Origin of the sequence: Rhizobium herbae, assembly GCF_019511375.1 — a bacterium.
GTDB classification, from domain to species: domain Bacteria; phylum Pseudomonadota; class Alphaproteobacteria; order Rhizobiales; family Rhizobiaceae; genus Pararhizobium; species Pararhizobium herbae_A.
This window is the reverse complement of record NZ_JAEUAO010000002.1, coordinates 762,344-779,996: the sequence shown is the minus strand read 5'-3', so window position 1 is coordinate 779,996 and position 17,653 is coordinate 762,344. Positions and strand designations below refer to the sequence as shown.

Here is a 17,653-nt window from a genome sequence, read left to right as displayed (position 1 = left end):
GTGGGACGGCCTCACACGGATGTGATCGCAAGTTGAGCGCGGCAACGGGATTTTTGCGCGAAAGCGACTATGTTCCGACCGCTCAGCCGTACCCATCCAAGGCCGCTTGCATGAATCGCATCGTTCCGATGATCCTCGCCGTCGCTCTGTTCATGGAGCAGATGGACTCCACCGTCATTGCGACCTCGCTGCCCGCGATCGCCCATGACCTCGGCGTCGGTCCGATCACGCTGAAGCTCGCGCTGACCTCCTACATGGTGTCGCTGGCGATCTTCATTCCCTTGAGCGGCTGGATGGCCGACCGGTTCGGCGCAAAGCGGGTGTTTCGCGCGGCCATCCTCGTCTTCATCCTCGGTTCGATCTTCTGTGCCTTCGCCGGCAGCCTCCTTGCCTTCGTTCTCGCACGCTTCCTGCAGGGCATGGGCGGGGCGATGATGACGCCGGTCGCGCGCCTCGTCCTGGTTCGCAGCACCCGGCGCAGCGAACTGGTCGGCGCCATGGCGCTGCTGACAATCCCGGCCCTGGTCGGCCCGCTGGCGGGACCGCCGCTCGGCGGTTTCATCACCACCTATTTTTCCTGGCACTGGATCTTTCTCATCAACGTACCGGTCGGCGTCGCAGGCTACATCCTGTCGGGCATCTACCTGCCGGCAATCAACAGCGCCGCACCGCCGCCGATCGACATCAAGGGCTTCTTTCTCAGTGCGATTGCCGCCGCCGGCACCATGTTCGGCCTTTCCGTGATGAGCCTGTCGGCGCTGCCGCCGCAGATCGGTGCCGCGGCCGCTGTCGTCGGCCTTGCTTGCGGCTTTCTCTATGTCCGCCACGCGCGGCGGCATCCGGCGCCGCTGCTCGACCTCAACCTGTTCAAGGACAGCGCCTTCCGCGCCGCGGCGATCGGCGGGACACTGTTTCGCATCTCGGTCGGCGCGGTGCCTTTCCTGATGCCGCTGATGCTGCAGGTCGGCTTCGGCCTGACACCGTTCCAATCCGGCATGATCACCTTCGTCGGCGCCATCGGCGCGCTGACGACGAAATTTTTTGCCAGGCGCGTGCTGATCTTCGCCGGTTTTCGGACAACGCTGATCGTCGCCTGCGTCACCGGCACGGTGCTGACCTTCATCAACGGGCTCTTTACCCCGGCGATGCCCTACCCCGTGATGGCGTTCATCCTGCTCATGGGCGGCTTTGCGCGCTCGTTCTTCTTCACCAGCGTCAACGCGCTTTCCTTTGCCGACATTCCAGATTCCGATGCCAGCAAAGCGACCGCGATGAGCGCGGTCTTGCAGCAGATGAGCCTTGCCTTCGGCGTCGCCGTCGCCGGAGCCATCCTCGAAATCGAGACGACGCTGACCGGATCGACCCTGGAACTGAGGGATTTCCAGATCGCCTTCATGCTGATCTCGGCCATTACGCTTTCGGCAGTCATCCCGCTGATCGGCATGTCGAAGACGGCCGGCGCCTCCGTCTCCGGCCACCGGAGGCACCAGGAGCCGGAAACGGAAACGATTGCCGTCAAATAGCGGTGAATGCCTATTCCGGTCGTTCACAGACCGCCGAGAGCTTGTTGCCATCGGGATCGCGGACATAGGCCGCGTAGAAATTCTCATGGAAAGGTCTGAGGCCTGGCGCGCCCTCATCGGTGCCGCCATGAGCCAGTGCCGCCTTATAGAATGCGTCGACATCCGCCCGGCTCTCAGCGTCGAGCGCCACCATCGAACCATTGCCGATCGTTGCGGCATTGCGGTCATGGGGTGTTACGACCCACAGCCGGCAGCGGGTATCGTTTTCGGCGCCATAGCCGATCTCGACATCGTCCTGCTTGCGGCGTTTCAGCCCGAGCGGAGCCAAGGCCGCATCGTAGAAAACCTGTGCACGCTCAAGATTGTTGGAGCCGATAGTCACGTAAAGAAGCATGGCACTACTCCGCGGGCGCCTCGTCGAGATCTTCCGAGACGTCTTGAACTCTCGCTCCGCCGTCCGCATTGCGTCCCTTGAAACCCTTGGCGAGCAGGAACATTTCCACCGATTCCGCCCGCGATGAGGCAGGCTTCACATGGACCACCTGCTTGAAATTCTGCTTCAGGAGATTGAGGAGCTCGCGCTCGGTTCCGCCCTGGAAGGTCTTCGCCAGGAAATGGCCGCCCGGCGCCAGAACGTCGATGGCAAAATACGCTGCGACCTCGCAGAGATGCATGGTGCGGATATGGTCGGTCTGGCGGTGGCCCGTCGTCGGCGCGGCCATGTCGGAGAGAACGAGGTCCGGCGCGCCGCCCAGGGCCTCCATGATCTTGTCCGGTGCTGTCGGGTCGAGAAAATCGAGCTGGAAGATATGCACACCCGGCAGCGGATCCATCGCCAGAAAATCGATGGCGACGACCTTCGGCTCCGCGTCGGTCGACCGTGTCACGTTGGCGGCGATCTGAGACCAGCTGCCGGGAGCGGCGCCGAGATCGATGATGCGCCGCGCGCCGGAGAGAATCTTGTGCTTCTCGTCGATTTCGAGCAGCTTGAACGCGGCGCGGGCGCGATAGCCTTCGAGTTGGGCACGCTGGACGTAGGGATCGTTGATATGCCGCTCGATCCAACGCCGCGACGACGCCTTCAGCTTGCCCTTCTTGACCTTCTGGCCAAGCTTGCGCCCGGTGCGGTTTCCGCCGATCGGGGGTTTTGTCATTGAGTCTTTCCTTCATGGGAAGCGTACGGAGCGGGGCCGCGCGCGGGCCGGCGGGCGCGGCCGCGCCGCCAGACGCCGTCATCCGCCATCATGTCGGTGAGCAAGCCTTCGCGCAGGCCCCTGTCAGCAACGCGCATCCGTTCCGACGGCCAGCGGCGGCGAATGGCTTCGAGGATGGCACAACCGGCCAGCACCAGGTCGGCGCGATCCGGGCCGATGCAGGGGTTGGCGGCTCGCGCCGTGAAATCCCAGGAGAGAAGCCGAGCCTGCATGGCCGAAACCTCGTCGTCCGACAGCCACAACCCATCGACTTTACGGCGGTCATATCGCGGCAGGTCGAGATGGACCCCGGCGAGCGTCGTTACCGTGCCGGATGTGCCGATCAGGTGGAAGCCGTTCTCGTCGCCGGGATTGTCGAGCGTGTGGATTTCCGGGCAGTCGAATTTGTCGAGCATGCCCTGAACCTCTACGACCATCGCCTCGAAACTCTCCGGCGTGACATGCTGGCCGCCATGGCGTTCGGACAGCGTTACCACGCCGACCGGCAGCGATGTCCAGTGGGTGATGTGGTTGGCAAGGCGGCTCGAGCGATTCTCGCCGATCTTGATGACGGCGATCTCCGAGGAGCCGCCACCGATATCGAACAGCACCACGGATTTCGTCTCGCGCCCGACCAGCGACGAGCAGCCCGACACGGCAAGCCGCGCCTCGGTCTCACGGGTGATGATCTCGAGTTCCAGACCGGTTTCGGCAAGCACCCGCTCAAGAAAAGCCTCGCCGTTTTCGGCAGCGCGGGTCGCCTCGGTGGCGATCAACCGCGTCTTGCGGATGTCGCGCGTCTTCAGCTTGGCGGCGCAGACCTTCAGCGCCTCGATCGAGCGGTCCATGGCATCCTGCGACAGTCGGCCGGAGGCGCCGAGCCCCTCGCCGAGCCGAACGATGCGCGAAAAGGCATCGACGACGCGGAACTGGCCCGGTCGCGTCGGCTGCGCGATCAACAGGCGGCAATTGTTGGTACCAAGATCGAGCGCCGCATAGAGCGGCGAGGCCGAATCAAAACCGAGGGGCGCAGCCTGGCCGCTACTGCGGCGCTCCTCGCGCGCAATCTGGGAAGATGCCGTTCGCTCCTCCGCCCGCACAGTCGCAGCAGGGTTCGCCTGCGGCGCGCGAGGGGATGCTTCTGCGCCCGGCCGCTTGTCTGCAGTCGCAAGCGGCCTCCCCTGCAGGCTGCGGCGCTGCCGGTGTTTCTTGTTGCGCTTGCGGCCGTAATGCTGTTCGGCGCCGGGAATTGCCGCCGGCTTCGTTGTGGAAGCATCGGCGGCGTGAAGTGCAGTGGCCACCTGCTGGCCCTGCACCGATTTGGCGCGGCGCCTGCGCTTGCGTTTGCGGACCGGTTCCCCGGTCGCATCTTTCACTTCGGGACGCCCTGTTGCTCCGGCATGGCCGGAGGAACTGGCATTCGCAGAGGCCATGCGCGACGGTTTTCCCCGTCTGCGCTTGCCTTTGCCGGAACGGGACGGTGTCTGCCCCTCGTTGCGGCCTGCTGCCGACGCCCCGGAAACGGACGGCTTCTCGCCGCTGTCGGGGTCTCTCACGTGTCTGTCCATTGCGCCGCGCGGAACGATCGCCGCTCGAGGCGCTCTCTTGATTTTCGTTGGCCGGACTTTACCAGCGCCGCCGGCTTTCGCCAAATTCTTTTTGTGCAGCGCCCGGATGCCTAAATTCGGGCGTCATCGTATGGATCGCACGCCCGGGGAATTTGCGTGGGCAAAGTTACATTTTTTCCCAAAATCTATTGCATCCGCCGATCTTTTGTTTATAAGCCCGCTTCACCGGCTGGGCGGCACGCTCGCTCACGCAGCATTGGGGAATAGGTTAACGGTAGACCCACGGACTCTGACTCCGTTAGTCCTGGTTCGAATCCAGGTTCCCCAGCCACTTTCCTCCTTATAAATCAATTAGTTACGCCCTCTCGCCAGTGTGCGGAATCACCCCACATTGCACCCCCACAAAGGGCATCGGCGATGTCGGACTACCTGCGGCGGGAAGCCGACTCTTTTGTGTTCCGAAGGCGTGTTCCTGCGGCGCTTCAGAAGCGCATCGGCCTCAAAGAAATATACCGATCCTTAAAAACGACCGTGCGAAGAACAGCCAAGGCGCGAGCAGCGCATCTGTTCATTGCAACCGAAAGGCTTTTTCGCATGGTCGAGGAACACGAGGAGGATATCTTGTCCGACGAGGACATACGGGCAGCCGTGAAGTATTGGCTGACATCCTCAACCAGTTGGCAAATCCGACTGCGCGACAAGCTTGAGGGACTTTCGCCCGGCATTTTGCGAGAGCATCATCAGCAACTTCCGGATATGCTGCTAGACATGGGCAGAGCGGAAACTGTCTCCCCCGAGAATAACGTCATTGAAGAGGCTTGGTCAGCCTTAGAGTATTCGGACTATACCGGTATGGGCCGTGGCGAAAACCTCAAGAAAACAATCGCCATTCTTCGCGAGACCCTAAAGGAATACGTCGACAAGAGGATGTTAGCCGTCTTCGAACCCGAGACTCTGGTGGCAATGCCGCCCGTAAGCCAAGCACCGATTCTTCCAGGCAATCCTGCAAAACTCTCAACGTTCATTGAAGCGTGGCAGAACGATATCGCCAAGGGTTACAACGGCGGGGCAGCGCTCAACGACGAAACAACTGATCAGTACCTCAAGAGCGTTCAACTTTTCATCGGGCTGATGGGAGACCTTGCAATTGGCAAGATAGCGTTCGATCACGCCGCCCAGTTTCGCGAGAAGGTCCTCGATCTTCCCGCAACCCACGGCAAGGGACGTACAGGCTCTTTAAAAAAGGAGCTGGCGCGCGCAAAATCGAACATAGGTGCTCCAAAGGTTACGATGAAAACGGCGAAACGCCATTTCTCCGGAATGAACTCAATCTGGAAATGGCTCGTGTACAAAAAGCATGCGTCGTCGACCTTCAACCCATTCTCGGGACATTCCTTCCCGGGAACAAAGTCGAAAAAATCCGCCCGAGACGCCTGGTCACAGGAAGACCTGCAGTTGCTCTTCACGTCTGCCGCATACCGGACCGCCCCGAACGACAGCCCATTTCATTGGCTGCCCCTCATCGCGATGTATTCCGGAATGCGGCTTGAGGAAATCTGCCGCATACGGCCTGCACACGATCTCGTCACCAGAGACGGCGTTTATTGTTTTGAAATCAAAGCAAGACCCGGGTGGGACCCAAAGACAGAAGCGGGGCTCCGTCTTGTTCCTGTACACACATGGTTGCTGAATCACGGTTTCCGCGACTACGCCGAAAGGCAACGCGCGGCTGGCTCCGAACACCTTTTTCCGCAACTCGGCCTGCACCAGGGAAAACTTAGTTCTGGATTCAGCAGGGAGTTTTCCAGAATAAAGACCGATTTAGGTGTGGGAGCCAAAACAACCTTCCATAGCTTCAGACACTCCTTCCGCACTGTCTTGGAATCGACCGATCTGAAAGCATCGCACATTGACGCACTGATGGGTCACGAGGGTGTCGGAAGCGAAGGAAAGACTTATACCAAGGGCGTCACCACGGCAAAGCTGCGACAGGTGGTCGAGAGTTTCTCCCCTGTCATTGATTTGTCCTTCCTGCATACTGCCAGCAACGACGGTCCGTCGCCGATGGTCACGCGGGCGCAAAAACCGACGATCAAGAAGCGAAAACTGATCCCTCCGAAATTCGACGAAAACGGGAAACTCGTCAAGCCGCAACGAAACGGACCATAGACGGGTATTGGATCGAGTTTCCTGTGCACTACTCACGTCATGGAAGCCCAACCCTGTGGCCGTCAGTGACGGCATAATAGATTCCGGCTAAATGACGGTCATTCTGTCTGATCCGTCGAACCAGGCGAGATCGAGAGCTATTGACGAGGAAGCAACATGGCTGAAGATACTGACCAAGAAGCAGAAGCTGTTCCAGCCGACCCGATGGATGAAATCGAACGCCAGGAGGAAGCAGAGCGCGAGACTGACGACACAAACGAGTCTCCGCCCCGCGATATCGTCGCCTACAATGAACTCCGATCAGGAGCCGACTTGCTCCGGATGTATCAGGACGGTGATCTGATCATTCAGCCGGATTTTCAGAGAGATGTGGTGTGGAATTCGACAGATCAGACAAGGTTTATCGATTCACTCATCAAACAGCTTCCCATACCCAGCATGTGCTTCGCCTACGACGCCAACCGGAATGAATGGCTGGTAATAGATGGCTTGCAGAGAATTTCCACGATAGTCCGTTTTCTGAATGGCGAAGACTGGAGACTTTCGAAGCTTCCAGACATCGATGAGATTCTTCGCAACAAATCGCCGGCGACATTTAAGACGGCGAAACCAGGGAGCGATCTCCGAAAGATTTTCTCGAAGGTCCAAAACCAAACGATTCCGATAAATGTCTTGAGGTGTGATTTTTCGAAACGCAGTCACAACGAGTACCTGTTTACGATTTTTCATCGCCTAAATTCGGGCGGACTGAAGCTTAACAACCAAGAGATCAGAAACTGTATCTATTCTGGCAGCTTCAACAAAGCTCTGAAGGAATGGGACAACGATCCCAACTGGCGGGCCATTAACAACATGCAGCCTGGGGAGAAATACCGTTTCGCAAAACAGGAAGCGATACTCAGATTCTTCGCCTTCTATTACAATAGAGACAAGTACAAAGGATCAGTCGCAAAGTTCTTGAACGATTATATGTCGGATCGCCGGAACGCGGACGATAAAGTCATCAAAGAACATAACGACCTGTTTGTCCGAGTTGTTAAAGTCCTCGCCGAGAAGGTCATGACCGATCGGCCGGCTCCACGCATTCCAGGTACCGTCCTTGAAGCGGTGATGATTGGGGTTGCGACAAACCTAGACCATCTTGAGGCGTCTACCGTCCCCCATGCTCAACAGTTGCTCGCGAAGTTCCGTGCCGACCACAGCATCTCGGACTCCGAACTCGCAGAGGGACTCTCGAAGAAGGACAAGGTCGACGCCCGGCTCACCGCAGCGGTGAACATTTTCGCTGAATGACATGGTGGTAAAAAAACACATCGAAGAAAATCTCACGCATCTGGATCAGGCTTACCGGAGAGAGCCTGATGTCAAGAAGGCCACCTATTTTTCCAAACTGGCGATACTTGAATTATGCGGTTGGATTGAGCTCTCCATGGACGGCATCATTCTCGGGCATTGCGCGAGGAAGGTCAGGTTACCTGCCAACACCAGGCTAATTGAAGACCACGTAAAGCGCACTTACGGATTCGATTACGAAAGGCATTTCAGAAAAATGCTTATCAATCTCGTTGGGGTCGTCGCTTGCGAGAATGTCGAGGCGTCCGTCAATGCCGCGGCCAAAGCAAGACTCGAAGCTCAGTTGAGAACGTTGAAAACAGTGCGTGACGGGCTGGCGCACACCTATCTCCAGGGACCTGCACCGATAGTTGCGCTTGACGCTCCTTCGGCGACCAAGGCTCGATTGGGGGATATATACTATGGCCTGAAAGAGTTTCAGAGAGCTCTACGGCAGCTCTAGCGCCAACTATTCCCAGGCGGCCGCAACCTCTGGGAATGAATGCGATTTCGGCGTCAGTCGGTCCCGCTTCTTCGCGCAGAAGCACCTCGGCCAAATAGGGTCGAGAGTGCTTATCGCAAGCGGGCAGAACAGAATGCCCGCTTCAAGCAACAGGACGGCCACCGGAGGCCTCAAGCCTAAAAGGCCCGAGCCTCCATCACAGGCGACGTCACCGAGGGCGTGGTTGCTTCGCCGTTCTGGCGACGACATGGCCCTGCCAGGTCTCCATGAAATGGCCGATGCTTAGAACGCAGTGATAAGCTATATTCGGTCCATATAATACACTTTTCCGTTGTCCTCATCTTCGCCGGTAGGCACGATTCTCTTGGCACTAGACACCAGGAGGAAACAATGCCGGCACTCATCTTTACAGACATTGAAATCGATAGGGCTATCACGGCGATCGGTGCCACCATCACGGCGATCGACGCGAACCGCTACGATTTCGCCTTCAATAATCGGTCTTTGCCCGAAGAGTTTGAGGACGACAACAACACGTTGGCGGCGGACAGAGATGTCGCGATCAATGAGGCCCGCAAGATTCTGAACCTGCTAGGTGCGGAGCGGGAAAGACGGCGGCTCGGAGAACTCCGCCGCGCGATCGAATGGGTGTTGCCGGGAGTGCCGACCGAGTAACCTGCAATGGCTTACCAGTTCGCCCGCATCGAAATTTTCGCCCGCTCCGACAAAGCGGGACGAACCACGGATTTCATTTTCAACGAGGTCACACGGGTCCCCTCGGCATCGGTGCATGTCCAATCCCCGAAGCCCCCGGAAATCGTGTACGGCCTCGACGTGGACGCGCTGCGCACGCTGCATGACGAACGCGCGGCGGCAGCCAAGACGCCGAGAACGGACAAGAACGGCAAGACGACATTCAAGGCGATCCGCAAGAGTCAGAACACCCTGGCTGCCGTCGTCTTCAGCCACCCCGCGACGATGGAGGAATACCGCGCCAGCGCCGACGTCCGCGGCGACGTTCAGAAATGGGAGCGGGCCTCGATCGATTGGCTTCGGGAACAGTACGGGGATCGGCTGGTGTCGGTCGTCCGGCACGTAGACGAAAGCCACCCGCATATACACGCCTACCTGCTTCCCGACGATGCTGAAATGCGGGCGGGCCGGCTGCATCCCGGATACGTAGAGAAGAACGCCGTCGTTGCCGCCGGGATGCTTCCAGGTGAGGACAAGAAGGCCTTGGATAAGCGGGCGAACCGCGCCTACGTCGGGGGCGTGCGGGCGTGGTTGGACGATTACCACCAGCGGGTTGCCGTTCCTGCTGGCTTGACTCGCATCGGCGCGGGGAAGCGCCGCCTGACACGGGCGCAATGGCATCAGGAGAAGGCCCAGGCGGCGGCACTCAAGCAGGCCGTGGAGCGGGCTGCCGTCGTAGAAGCGCAGGGCCGCGCCTACGTCGAGCGCACGAAACGGAAGGCTGCGGCGATCAAGGCGGACGCCGAGAAGGTGAAGGTATCGGCGAACCGCCTGAAAGGCGTCGGTGGGACCGTTCGTGCTGTCCTCGACGGTGCGCGCGAGTCCTCTCTGCGTGAGAGTGTTCGACAGGAATATGCCGCCGAGATCGCCGCGGCGAAGGCTACGGTAGAGAAAGCCAGAGCCGAAGCCGGTAGAGAACGCAACTCACGCCGTGAGTTCGAAAAAAAGGCTTCCGATGCGAACTATGCGTTCCGCCAGCAGCGGCAACGGCTCATCGCGGCACAGCAGGAAATCCGAAATTTGTCCAAGGCGCTCGCCGCCGCGCTGGACGAACCGGCTCCGACACCAACACCAGAAGGGATGACGCCATGAAAGACGTCGGCGAAGAGATTTTTTGGCAGAATGCCCGTGCAGCCCTGCGCGATATCGGAATGTCTCACCTCGATCCGGCACACGGGGCGGCAGTGGACGTCGTGCGGTGGTGCCTGCTGGTTCGCGGGCGACCGACACACCATCGGCAGGCATTCCTCGAAGAGGAGTGTCCGGCGCTTCTGGCATACCTCGAAAAGCTGGCGTCCAGCGGCGATGCGGCGGGCTGGCGCACGCTGGAAGAACGCATCCGATACCGTGCTGAACTCCTGCGGGACGGCGACATGCAGCCGTGTCCCCGTCCCTGGCTGGCCGCGATCTGGCACACGCTCCCCGAACTCGCGGGGATCGGGCAAACGATCCTTGACGGCGCGGATGAACTCAAGAGCGTGGCAGACTTCGAAGCCGCACCCGCGCCGACCGATACCGATGCGAAGGCGGGCGACGATGGCGGCGACAAGGGAAGTGCGGGCAAGGCCGGATCGGCGGGGACGGCGGCTAAGCCGAAACCCTCGCCGCGGCTGGCCTTACCTGTCGTCGCTGTGGTGCTGACCGAAGCCGAGATGAAGGCGCTTGATCTCGGCGACGACGCCAACGCGGAGAACGATGCCACGCCTGAGGTTCCAGACGGGCCAGGAGGTCCCAAACCAGGAGGCTCGAAATGATCGACTACATAGCAAGTTTGTTTCAGGAACCTCCTGACTCAAATCTGGCGTGGCAGCTTGTCAAGGCGGTCTTGCCGACGGACACGACGTCATCATGGGGGCAGACGTTGCAGGTATTCACGTCGGCGCTCTTCGGGTTCGCCACCGTGATTCTCGGCTACGGTGTCATTTCCGGTATAGTGCAGTCGGCCTACACGGGGAAAACGCTAGGGGATCGCTGGCATCAGATATGGACGCCGCTGCGCGTCATCGTTGGTTTGGGACTTCTGATTCCGACACCATCGACGGGGTTTTCGCCAGCACATTACCTGCTACGAGACGTCGTTGCCCGCGGTGGCATCAACCTCGCCGATGCATCGTGGGGCGTTTTCGTGAAGACGGTGGCGTCGGGCGGGACGACAATCCTCCCGGTTTCATCCTCGGGATCGACGGTCGCCATGGCGATCCTGCAACACGAAATATGCACGGCCGTCTACAATCGATCGGGTTCCCTGTGGGGATGGCAAGCTCCATTACCGGAACCAGCCGGGGACGTCGCTGGCCTTGGTATCCCCGGGTACGGTGAAAAGGTCGTTTGGAGCTATGGACCGACATGCGGGCATTTCTCGTATACGATCCCTGACAATCGGGAGGGCTTTTCGAGCGCACGGCGTGAGGCGGTTAAGGAAATCATTTCTGCGTATCGGATCGAGGCGCAACGGTACGCGAAGCTCGCTGCCGAGACGTCGGGCTTGTCTTCCGCGGACGCCGCGACAAAGGCGATCTCCGGCAAGGTTTTGTCTTCGACGATTGTGCAGGATATACGCGCCCGTGGGGCAGCCTTCGACGCAAAGATTTCCGAAGCGGCCAAGACGGAGGCGATGACGGTCGAAAAGGAATCGCGATCAAAGCTGGTCAAGAACGCGGAACAGGAAGGTTTTCTGTCGGCTGGCTCGTATTTCAGGGCACTTGGGCAGATCAGCGAGTTGACCACGGCTCTCACAAACGAGATGCCCGAAGATGTCGCCCCGAGAACTGACGGAGACTTCGGGCAGGCGCTTGATCGCGCCTTCGACGCCTTGCGTCTCCAAGTATCCGGAGAGGCGGACAGGGCGAATCTCTCCGCCAATGACTTCGCCGGCGCGGGGGACGAGGGATCGACCTTCCTGGTGAAGTTGCTCGCGCCGATCTCGCGGGGGCTGGCCGAATGGGGGGCCTCGCGGTCTGCCGCATCGGGTGACGCGATGTCGAATCTGATTTCCTCGGGGCATGCGATGTTGTCGATTGCCTGGACGGCCATTGCCGCGGGAGCCACCTTGATGGTGGCGTCCTCGAACTGGTTTTCGTCCGCGGTCGGCGCGGGTGGGGCAGCCGACTTCCTGCTCGGCTGGGGCAATTGGGTTATCGGCGGCCTCATATTCATCGGCGGACTACGCGCCTTCGTGATCCCGATCCTTCCGTTCCTGTTCGTTCTTGCCGCCGGCATCGCACTTGTCGCAGCTTTGCTTGAGGCGATGATCGCGCTGCCGCTGTGGTGCCTCAAATGGATGAAAATGGAAGGTGGTGAAGACTTCGCGGGCGAGGGTGTCCGCATTGGCTTGATGCTGACCGTCAACGTCTTCCTGCGTCCGTCCCTTGCAATCCTGGCTTATTGCGGCTCCTACCCGGTTTTCGACGTCGTCCTTCGGACGATGGATGCGATGTGGGCGACCGCCTTCCTCGCTCAGACTGGCGGCGCGGTCGTCGGCCTCGTCGGTTTCCTCGTGATGTCTATCATCCAGCTTTACCTGACCTGGTACGTCAGCCTGAAGTTGTTCGGACAATCGTGGGCGTTGCCGGATCGAGTTCTCGGCTGGCTCGGCCTTCCGGGAACGGCGGGGGAATCGAGCATTGCCTCCGGCGCTATCGGCGGAATTCTCGGACTTGCCGCACGCGGGTTATTGCCGAAAACTGGTGTGGCAATGCTGACAAAGGGAGGGAAGCCGAAATGAAGAAATTGATCCTGTGGACGGCTGGCGGCCTTGGTCTGGCCACGGCCTGCGGTCTGGTGGGGTTGTCTCACCTGTCTGCCACGATGGTCACGCTAACAGTGTTCTGCGCCTTACACGTTCTCGCTGTTTGGTCCTTTGGCGTCGTGTGGTCTCTGCCTGATCGCATCGCGGCATGGGCGCAGCCATCAGCGAATGTCGTAGTCGGCCGAAAAAGAAAGGGCGTGGAATGAAATTCGTCACGTTCAGCGCCGTCATCCTATCCGCAATCTCGACGGGGAGCGTCAGCGCTGAAACCTTTCGATTTCCCGCCGATCGGGTCAATCGGGGCGTCCCTCAAGTCGACATAGCCATGGCCATCATCATGCACCCCGATTGTGCGGGGCGTTGGTCAATAGATTACCCAGCGGGCTTTACCTTCACTCGCGGCGGTCCGAACGGCGGAAACCTGCGCGGCAATCCCGGCCGCGGGTCTTACGACATAGCCCTGAAGACGCAAGCATGCTCCTCCCACGGCTCTGATTACGTCGATCCGCCACGAACGACTTGGCACAAAGTCGTCGTTTATTGATACTGAGAGGCCCCATGAAAACAATCCTGACCACCCTTTTCCTCGCCATTGCCGTCCCCCTGCCGGCGAACGCCGGATCGCTCTTGCAGCCACCAGCCGACGCGGTGCGTGTCGAGTTCACTAGCCCCGACTCGTCGCCGACAGATCGTCTCAAGGCGGGCCAGCCCCTGACGGTGGGCGTCGTGGTTTCGCGGTCGACGGGGGCTGTGGAGATCGTGCCGACGAAAGCGCCGGTCTGGATGACCTACGACCCGAAAACACGGGAGTTTACGGGGGTTCCCGTAGCCGGTGATCATGAGCTTGCCGTGAGAGTGACGGACGCCGGAACCGGTCAGTCCGCTACCGGAGTCCTGACCTTCAACATCGAAGCGAGGTGATGCATGAGCGAGTTGGAAAGATTGGACGAGGAAGTACGCCGCCAAGCACCGATGATCAGGCGGCTCCTGTAAGTCGGTCTTTCATGTTCGAGATTTTGTCGGCAACTTGCTCGGGATCGTAACCTTGTTGCGCTAGTATCTGACGAGCACGAGTATCTACGTGTGAAAGGCCACGTATCACGAGACTAGGCTGGAATTCCGACATGAATACATGGAAGGCCTCAAAATAGGCCGACTCGACAATCCGCGCGTCAGGGCGGCGGATAGCTTTTGCCTTCTTCCGGTGCTTGGCGGCATAGGCTGCTTGACGAGCCTTCCGGGTTTCTTCCTGCTGCATGCCGTCCTCTTCCAAATCCTCAGCGACCGGAATCGATTTCGGCGGTGCCAGCGTCAATGCCCAAAGCGTTGCAGACGTTGATATACGCCATATCTCTAATCTCTTCGGCAGTCCGGTTTTCATCGACGGGGAAATCGAACATGAGGTCGTGCCGATCATGAAGACGAGCGACAGAATAAGTCCTGACGCCTGGACGATAGTTGGCAGGGCGGATCAGCTTTTCGTCGGCAACCGTACGAAAACGGGGAGCGAAAGCGTAAAGCTTGCCCGCAACCTTGAATTCAACCATTGGAACATCTGCATACTCGCCGAGGAACATCGTCACTCTCCCTTGTTATAACCAAAATCTCACGGCGTGAGATCGGCGGCAAATAAAAATCACGCCGTGAGATATTTTTCAGGCAGCGCGGATGAACGCGCGGCGGCCGGCGGTCTCGGCAGCGCGACGGGCCTCGGCGGCGCTCTTGGCCTCGCCGGACGCGATGGGCTCGCACCCGTCAACGATCTCCCATGGGAAAATCTCCTCGCCGTGGGTCACCACAAGGTCGAGGACGCGGTCACCGAATGCCATGCCGGCGGATTCTCCATAGACGTCGGCGTCGGGCTTCCAGCTCATGAATTGCAGTTTCATTTTCAAGTCTCCAGTTATGATGACGAGGAGGATACAGAATAATGGGAAATCTCCAATGGGGAGTGAAGCTAACGTATTGAAATAATTTATTAAAGAACTCGTTTTTCTAAAAGTGGATCGAGTTCTTTAATTTCGGTGAAATCGAAGACGCCGCCGCTCTCTGAGGTCTTCAAATAGCTCGACGCGGACGGAACGGCGGCTCCGAACTGGTGAAGTCTTGGAAAAATATTTCACTTCCAAATGCGTCTCGCGCCCGTTGCGATGAGTACCGCAGGCAGCAAGAGCCAAAGGATGATATTCGTCATCTCGACGGCTTCGGGGGCCGTGGTCGCGACGACATAGAGGACGGCGAAGGCTGCCATTGCGATTGGGAAGCCAAGGATGCGAAGTGCGAGCATTGTGTGTCCTCTCGTGTTTCAGGCGGTGGCTTGTGCGAGGCGTCGGAATGCTTGGATGCCGTCACGTTGAAATTCGCGCTTCATGTCGGCGGCAGCACCTGGGATGCGGGAGCGCCGGACTAGGTGACGAGCGGACGTCTTGGGGTCGAGGCGGTAGAGCGAGGCGAGATAGCAGATGAGCCCGCCCAAGTGATCGCGGTGGTTAACCTCCTCGATCTGGACCGCGAACGTCAAACCCGGAATGGTTGTCGTCTTAACCTCCATGACCTCCCCTCTAATCGCCGGTTTCCATTGAATTATTTGTATCATGCCGTGAGCGTTGAGCCCAGGGCTTTACGCGGCTTGGTTGCGTTGTGCCGGAGGGGTGATTAACGGGATCGGTAGGATTTTATGGGTTCTCGACCTACGGCCTGTTCCCTGTTCGATCCCCCGGAGGGATCGGACCCGCTCCGAAGGGGCGGCCTTGATGCGTTCCCCGTCCCGATGCCTCCAATCCGACCGGCACGCACAGCGGCAGTCACCCGAAGGGCCGCAGCAACGCGGAGGACGCCCGCGGGCGTTGACATAGCGAGCATGACGGTAGGCTTGGCGGTGAGGGTGGGGAAGTGGACTTAAAGGTAGTCAGACACGTTTGAACGTATATTAGCGCTGTACAAGGCTCCATGCGTGGCCGTACAGCACGTTTAGCTTCAAAATGGACCCGTGGGCCATTCCGGCGCGGGAACCGCGTCTGTGTCGAGAAGAGCGCATCGGAGCGCCCAACATAGTGGTCCTCGATATCGAGGAGGACGCGGGAATTCGCGCATGCCGAGACCGGTTAACCGGGCAGCCGCAGGAGGTTCAGCGTAGCGCCGCCGTAACCGGCGGGAACCGGGACCGACTGCCCCCGGATCGGCATTCCGTTCAAGCAACTGCCTTGTAGAGCTCGACCGGTTCGAGCGGACGGGCCTCAGGGAACACGGCCGCGGCTTCCGCGATCACGCGGGCAATACGATCCCGAGAACCGTGACGATCGGCGAGACGCCGGAGACGGTCGATCGCAAAAGCCTTGGCGAAGGCGGTATCCCTGTCGGCGCGATCCGCCTCGCGCCGCTCGACCTGACGGGCGAAAGAACGTTCGGCCCGGAGCCGTTGGTATTCGGCTTCGAGCGGTGCGGCGTCCTGCTCGGTTGCGTCCACGGCAGCGTCGAAGCCTTCCTCGCCCCCGAACTCGACGCGTGACAAGAAGGTGGCCGCAAGACCGTGGCGCATCCAAACGCGCCACATGGGCGCTTCGACACGGCCCACAACTTCGTCGGCATCGTGCAAGGCCTGCTCGCCGCCTTCCGCGTCGTCGGCCAACGGCGGAATATCGAGCTTTTTGGCGAGCGCGGCGGATACGACGCAAGAGCGTGTTCCGGGCATGGTTTCCATGTACTCCCGCCACCGGCCAAACATGCCGGTATCGCCGTCCGCCGCGGCGATGGCGATATCCCACGGCGTCAGCGACGTCTTGGCTTTGGTCTCAGCCTTGTGGCCGCCGGCGACCTCCCAGGCCATCGAACCCTTGGCGGTGTAGTCGCTTGCGTCGGCGGCATCGCGCGCCACCCGGACATGCCAGCCGTGCCGGTCCGAAACCTTTCCACCGCGGGCGCGAACTTGCTCGGCGTAGGCCCTGGCGATCCAAGCGCCCGCTGCTTCGGCGCGCTCGTAGGCGTCGGGAAACTCGTAGAACTCGGCGTTCTCGCCGTCCAGGCCGTCGACCATGACGGAAAGGTGCTGGTGATAGTGCCAGCCGTTCGTGACGCTATATGTCACCTCCTGACCGACGACGACGCCAAGGATGCCGTAGTCCTGGACCGCTTTAGTCCAGGCTCGGCCCTTCCGGGCGGCACTCGAAGCGCCCTGCACAAGGCCCTTGATCTCGGCGAGTGACATGTCGAGTGAATGTGAGGCCGTGAGGACGACGAGCGCGGCTCGTCCGCCGCGCTGGAACGTGGCATTGGCGGCAGCCTGAACGCGCTCGGCTCGGTCATGAGCTTTTCTCGTGGCGCAGACGGGGCAGAGCCATGGCGATCCGCAGCGGTAGATGCCGGAGACGCCGGCGCGGATTTCGCCGGTCTCGGCGGCGGTGCGGAGGTGGATATTGACGCTGGCGGCGTCGTGTCCGGGCATGCCGCAACCGACGACGGCGGGGCCGCGCGTGCCTTCCTCGGTAGGTCGGCAGAGCCGTTGGATTCGGGATAAGAGACTCCAGCGCTTTACCGTCGATGATCCAGAAGGGGGTGATACTTGGTTGTCCCGGTGGGGGAGTGGAGTTTCTCCGTTCCCGCGGTGCGGAACCGTAGCTCCTCCACTCCCGAGGGCGGCGGCTTCGCCTGCCGCCTTGGGAGCCGTCGCATCGACGGCAGCGCGGACGCGCGCCTCGGCATCCTCGTAGGGATCGAACACAAAGCCCTTGTCAGCAAAGAGCTTGTCAACAAATTTGAGTCTGAGGGTTGGGGGTGACGTCGACTTGGCTGGGGTATGTCCCAGCCCGGCGGTCACTCAGCCGTCAACGGCGGCTTTACAGCAATTTCAAGATCGTTCATCATAATTGAACATTCCCAAGAAAAACCGCCGGAGGGTTGCGAGCCCG

General features: G+C 60.0%; 20 protein-coding genes and 1 tRNA gene. 12 read left to right on the top strand and 9 right to left on the bottom strand.

What is annotated here, in order from left to right; genetic code table 11:
- The first annotated feature begins 110 nt into the window (after positions 1-110).
- A complete protein-coding gene (locus JNB71_RS10960; RefSeq protein WP_220371820.1) occupies positions 111-1,523 on the top strand; it encodes a DHA2 family efflux MFS transporter permease subunit in 1,413 nt (470 codons plus the stop codon).
- 10 nt (positions 1,524-1,533) lie between these two features.
- Here JNB71_RS10960 and JNB71_RS10955 read toward each other — a convergent pair whose 3' ends face one another.
- From JNB71_RS10955 to JNB71_RS10945, 3 genes are read right to left on the bottom strand one after another with little or no spacing between them, the layout of a single operon-like run.
- A complete protein-coding gene (locus tag JNB71_RS10955; protein ID WP_220371819.1) occupies positions 1,534-1,917 on the bottom strand; it encodes a VOC family protein in 384 nt (127 codons plus the stop codon).
- A 4-nt stretch (positions 1,918-1,921) separates the two neighbouring features.
- The gene (locus JNB71_RS10950) at positions 1,922-2,677 is read right to left on the bottom strand and encodes an RlmE family RNA methyltransferase (RefSeq protein ID WP_220371818.1); all 756 of its coding nucleotides are present in this window, start codon (positions 2,675-2,677) and stop codon (positions 1,922-1,924) included.
- Positions 2,674-4,149 carry a Ppx/GppA phosphatase family protein gene (locus tag JNB71_RS10945; RefSeq protein WP_431028630.1) on the bottom strand — a complete coding sequence of 492 codons (1,476 nt, stop codon included), beginning with the start codon at positions 4,147-4,149 and terminating at the stop codon, positions 2,674-2,676. The genes JNB71_RS10950 and JNB71_RS10945 overlap by 4 nt, the downstream gene beginning before the upstream one ends.
- 392 nt (positions 4,150-4,541) lie before the next feature.
- Here JNB71_RS10945 and JNB71_RS10940 point away from each other — a divergent pair.
- The 11 genes from JNB71_RS10940 (at position 4,542) to JNB71_RS10890 (ending at position 13,670) form a co-directional block, all read left to right on the top strand.
- Positions 4,542-4,615: transfer RNA gene (locus tag JNB71_RS10940), tRNA-Gln, on the top strand.
- A gap of 86 nt (positions 4,616-4,701) precedes the next feature.
- Complete coding sequence (locus JNB71_RS10935) at positions 4,702-6,453, top strand: site-specific integrase (RefSeq protein WP_220371816.1); 1,752 nt, start codon at positions 4,702-4,704, stop codon at positions 6,451-6,453.
- Positions 6,454-6,609: 156 nt separating this feature from the next.
- Positions 6,610-7,746, top strand: a complete 1,137-nt coding sequence (locus JNB71_RS10930; RefSeq protein WP_220371815.1) for a GmrSD restriction endonuclease domain-containing protein — start codon at positions 6,610-6,612, stop codon at positions 7,744-7,746.
- A gap of 1 nt (position 7,747) precedes the next feature.
- Positions 7,748-8,248 (top strand): hypothetical protein, encoded by a 501-nt coding sequence (locus tag JNB71_RS10925; RefSeq protein WP_220371814.1) that lies wholly within the window; start codon positions 7,748-7,750, stop codon positions 8,246-8,248.
- Positions 8,249-8,638: 390 nt separating this feature from the next.
- A complete protein-coding gene (locus tag JNB71_RS10920; RefSeq protein WP_220371813.1) occupies positions 8,639-8,923 on the top strand; it encodes a hypothetical protein in 285 nt (94 codons plus the stop codon).
- A gap of 6 nt (positions 8,924-8,929) precedes the next feature.
- Positions 8,930-10,093: a plasmid recombination protein gene (locus tag JNB71_RS10915; RefSeq protein ID WP_220371812.1), complete on the top strand. Its 1,164-nt coding sequence runs from the start codon at positions 8,930-8,932 to the stop codon at positions 10,091-10,093.
- Positions 10,090-10,755, top strand: a complete 666-nt coding sequence (locus JNB71_RS10910) for a hypothetical protein (protein ID WP_220371811.1) — start codon at positions 10,090-10,092, stop codon at positions 10,753-10,755. The genes JNB71_RS10915 and JNB71_RS10910 overlap by 4 nt, the downstream gene beginning before the upstream one ends.
- Positions 10,752-12,725, top strand: coding sequence for a DotA/TraY family protein (locus JNB71_RS10905; protein ID WP_223215813.1), 1,974 nt, complete (start codon positions 10,752-10,754; stop codon positions 12,723-12,725). The genes JNB71_RS10910 and JNB71_RS10905 overlap by 4 nt, the downstream gene beginning before the upstream one ends.
- Entirely contained in the window at positions 12,722-12,955 is a 234-nt protein-coding gene (locus JNB71_RS10900; RefSeq protein WP_220371809.1) for a hypothetical protein, read from the top strand. The genes JNB71_RS10905 and JNB71_RS10900 overlap by 4 nt, the downstream gene beginning before the upstream one ends.
- Complete coding sequence (locus JNB71_RS10895) at positions 12,952-13,293, top strand: hypothetical protein (protein WP_220371808.1); 342 nt, start codon at positions 12,952-12,954, stop codon at positions 13,291-13,293. The genes JNB71_RS10900 and JNB71_RS10895 overlap by 4 nt, the downstream gene beginning before the upstream one ends.
- 14 nt (positions 13,294-13,307) lie before the next feature.
- Positions 13,308-13,670, top strand: a complete 363-nt coding sequence (locus tag JNB71_RS10890; RefSeq protein WP_220371807.1) for a hypothetical protein — start codon at positions 13,308-13,310, stop codon at positions 13,668-13,670.
- Between the two features lie 55 nt (positions 13,671-13,725).
- Here JNB71_RS10890 and JNB71_RS10885 read toward each other — a convergent pair whose 3' ends face one another.
- The 6 genes from JNB71_RS10885 to JNB71_RS10860 all read right to left on the bottom strand — a co-directional run bounded on the left by JNB71_RS10885 (position 13,726) and on the right by JNB71_RS10860 (position 17,190).
- Positions 13,726-14,007 carry a hypothetical protein gene (locus tag JNB71_RS10885; RefSeq protein ID WP_220371806.1) on the bottom strand — a complete coding sequence of 94 codons (282 nt, stop codon included), beginning with the start codon at positions 14,005-14,007 and terminating at the stop codon, positions 13,726-13,728.
- Positions 14,008-14,026: 19 nt separating this feature from the next.
- Positions 14,027-14,326 (bottom strand): hypothetical protein, encoded by a 300-nt coding sequence (locus JNB71_RS10880; RefSeq protein ID WP_220371805.1) that lies wholly within the window; start codon positions 14,324-14,326, stop codon positions 14,027-14,029.
- A 78-nt stretch (positions 14,327-14,404) separates the two neighbouring features.
- Positions 14,405-14,638, bottom strand: coding sequence for a hypothetical protein (locus JNB71_RS10875; RefSeq protein WP_220371804.1), 234 nt, complete (start codon positions 14,636-14,638; stop codon positions 14,405-14,407).
- Positions 14,639-14,868: 230 nt separating this feature from the next.
- Complete coding sequence (locus JNB71_RS10870) at positions 14,869-15,036, bottom strand: hypothetical protein (protein ID WP_220371803.1); 168 nt, start codon at positions 15,034-15,036, stop codon at positions 14,869-14,871.
- A gap of 18 nt (positions 15,037-15,054) precedes the next feature.
- Positions 15,055-15,300, bottom strand: coding sequence for a hypothetical protein (locus JNB71_RS10865; protein WP_220371802.1), 246 nt, complete (start codon positions 15,298-15,300; stop codon positions 15,055-15,057).
- A 639-nt stretch (positions 15,301-15,939) separates the two neighbouring features.
- On the bottom strand, positions 15,940-17,190 hold the full coding sequence (locus JNB71_RS10860) for a hypothetical protein (protein WP_220371801.1): 1,251 nt from the start codon (positions 17,188-17,190) through the stop codon (positions 15,940-15,942).
- Positions 17,191-17,653 lie beyond the last annotated feature (463 nt).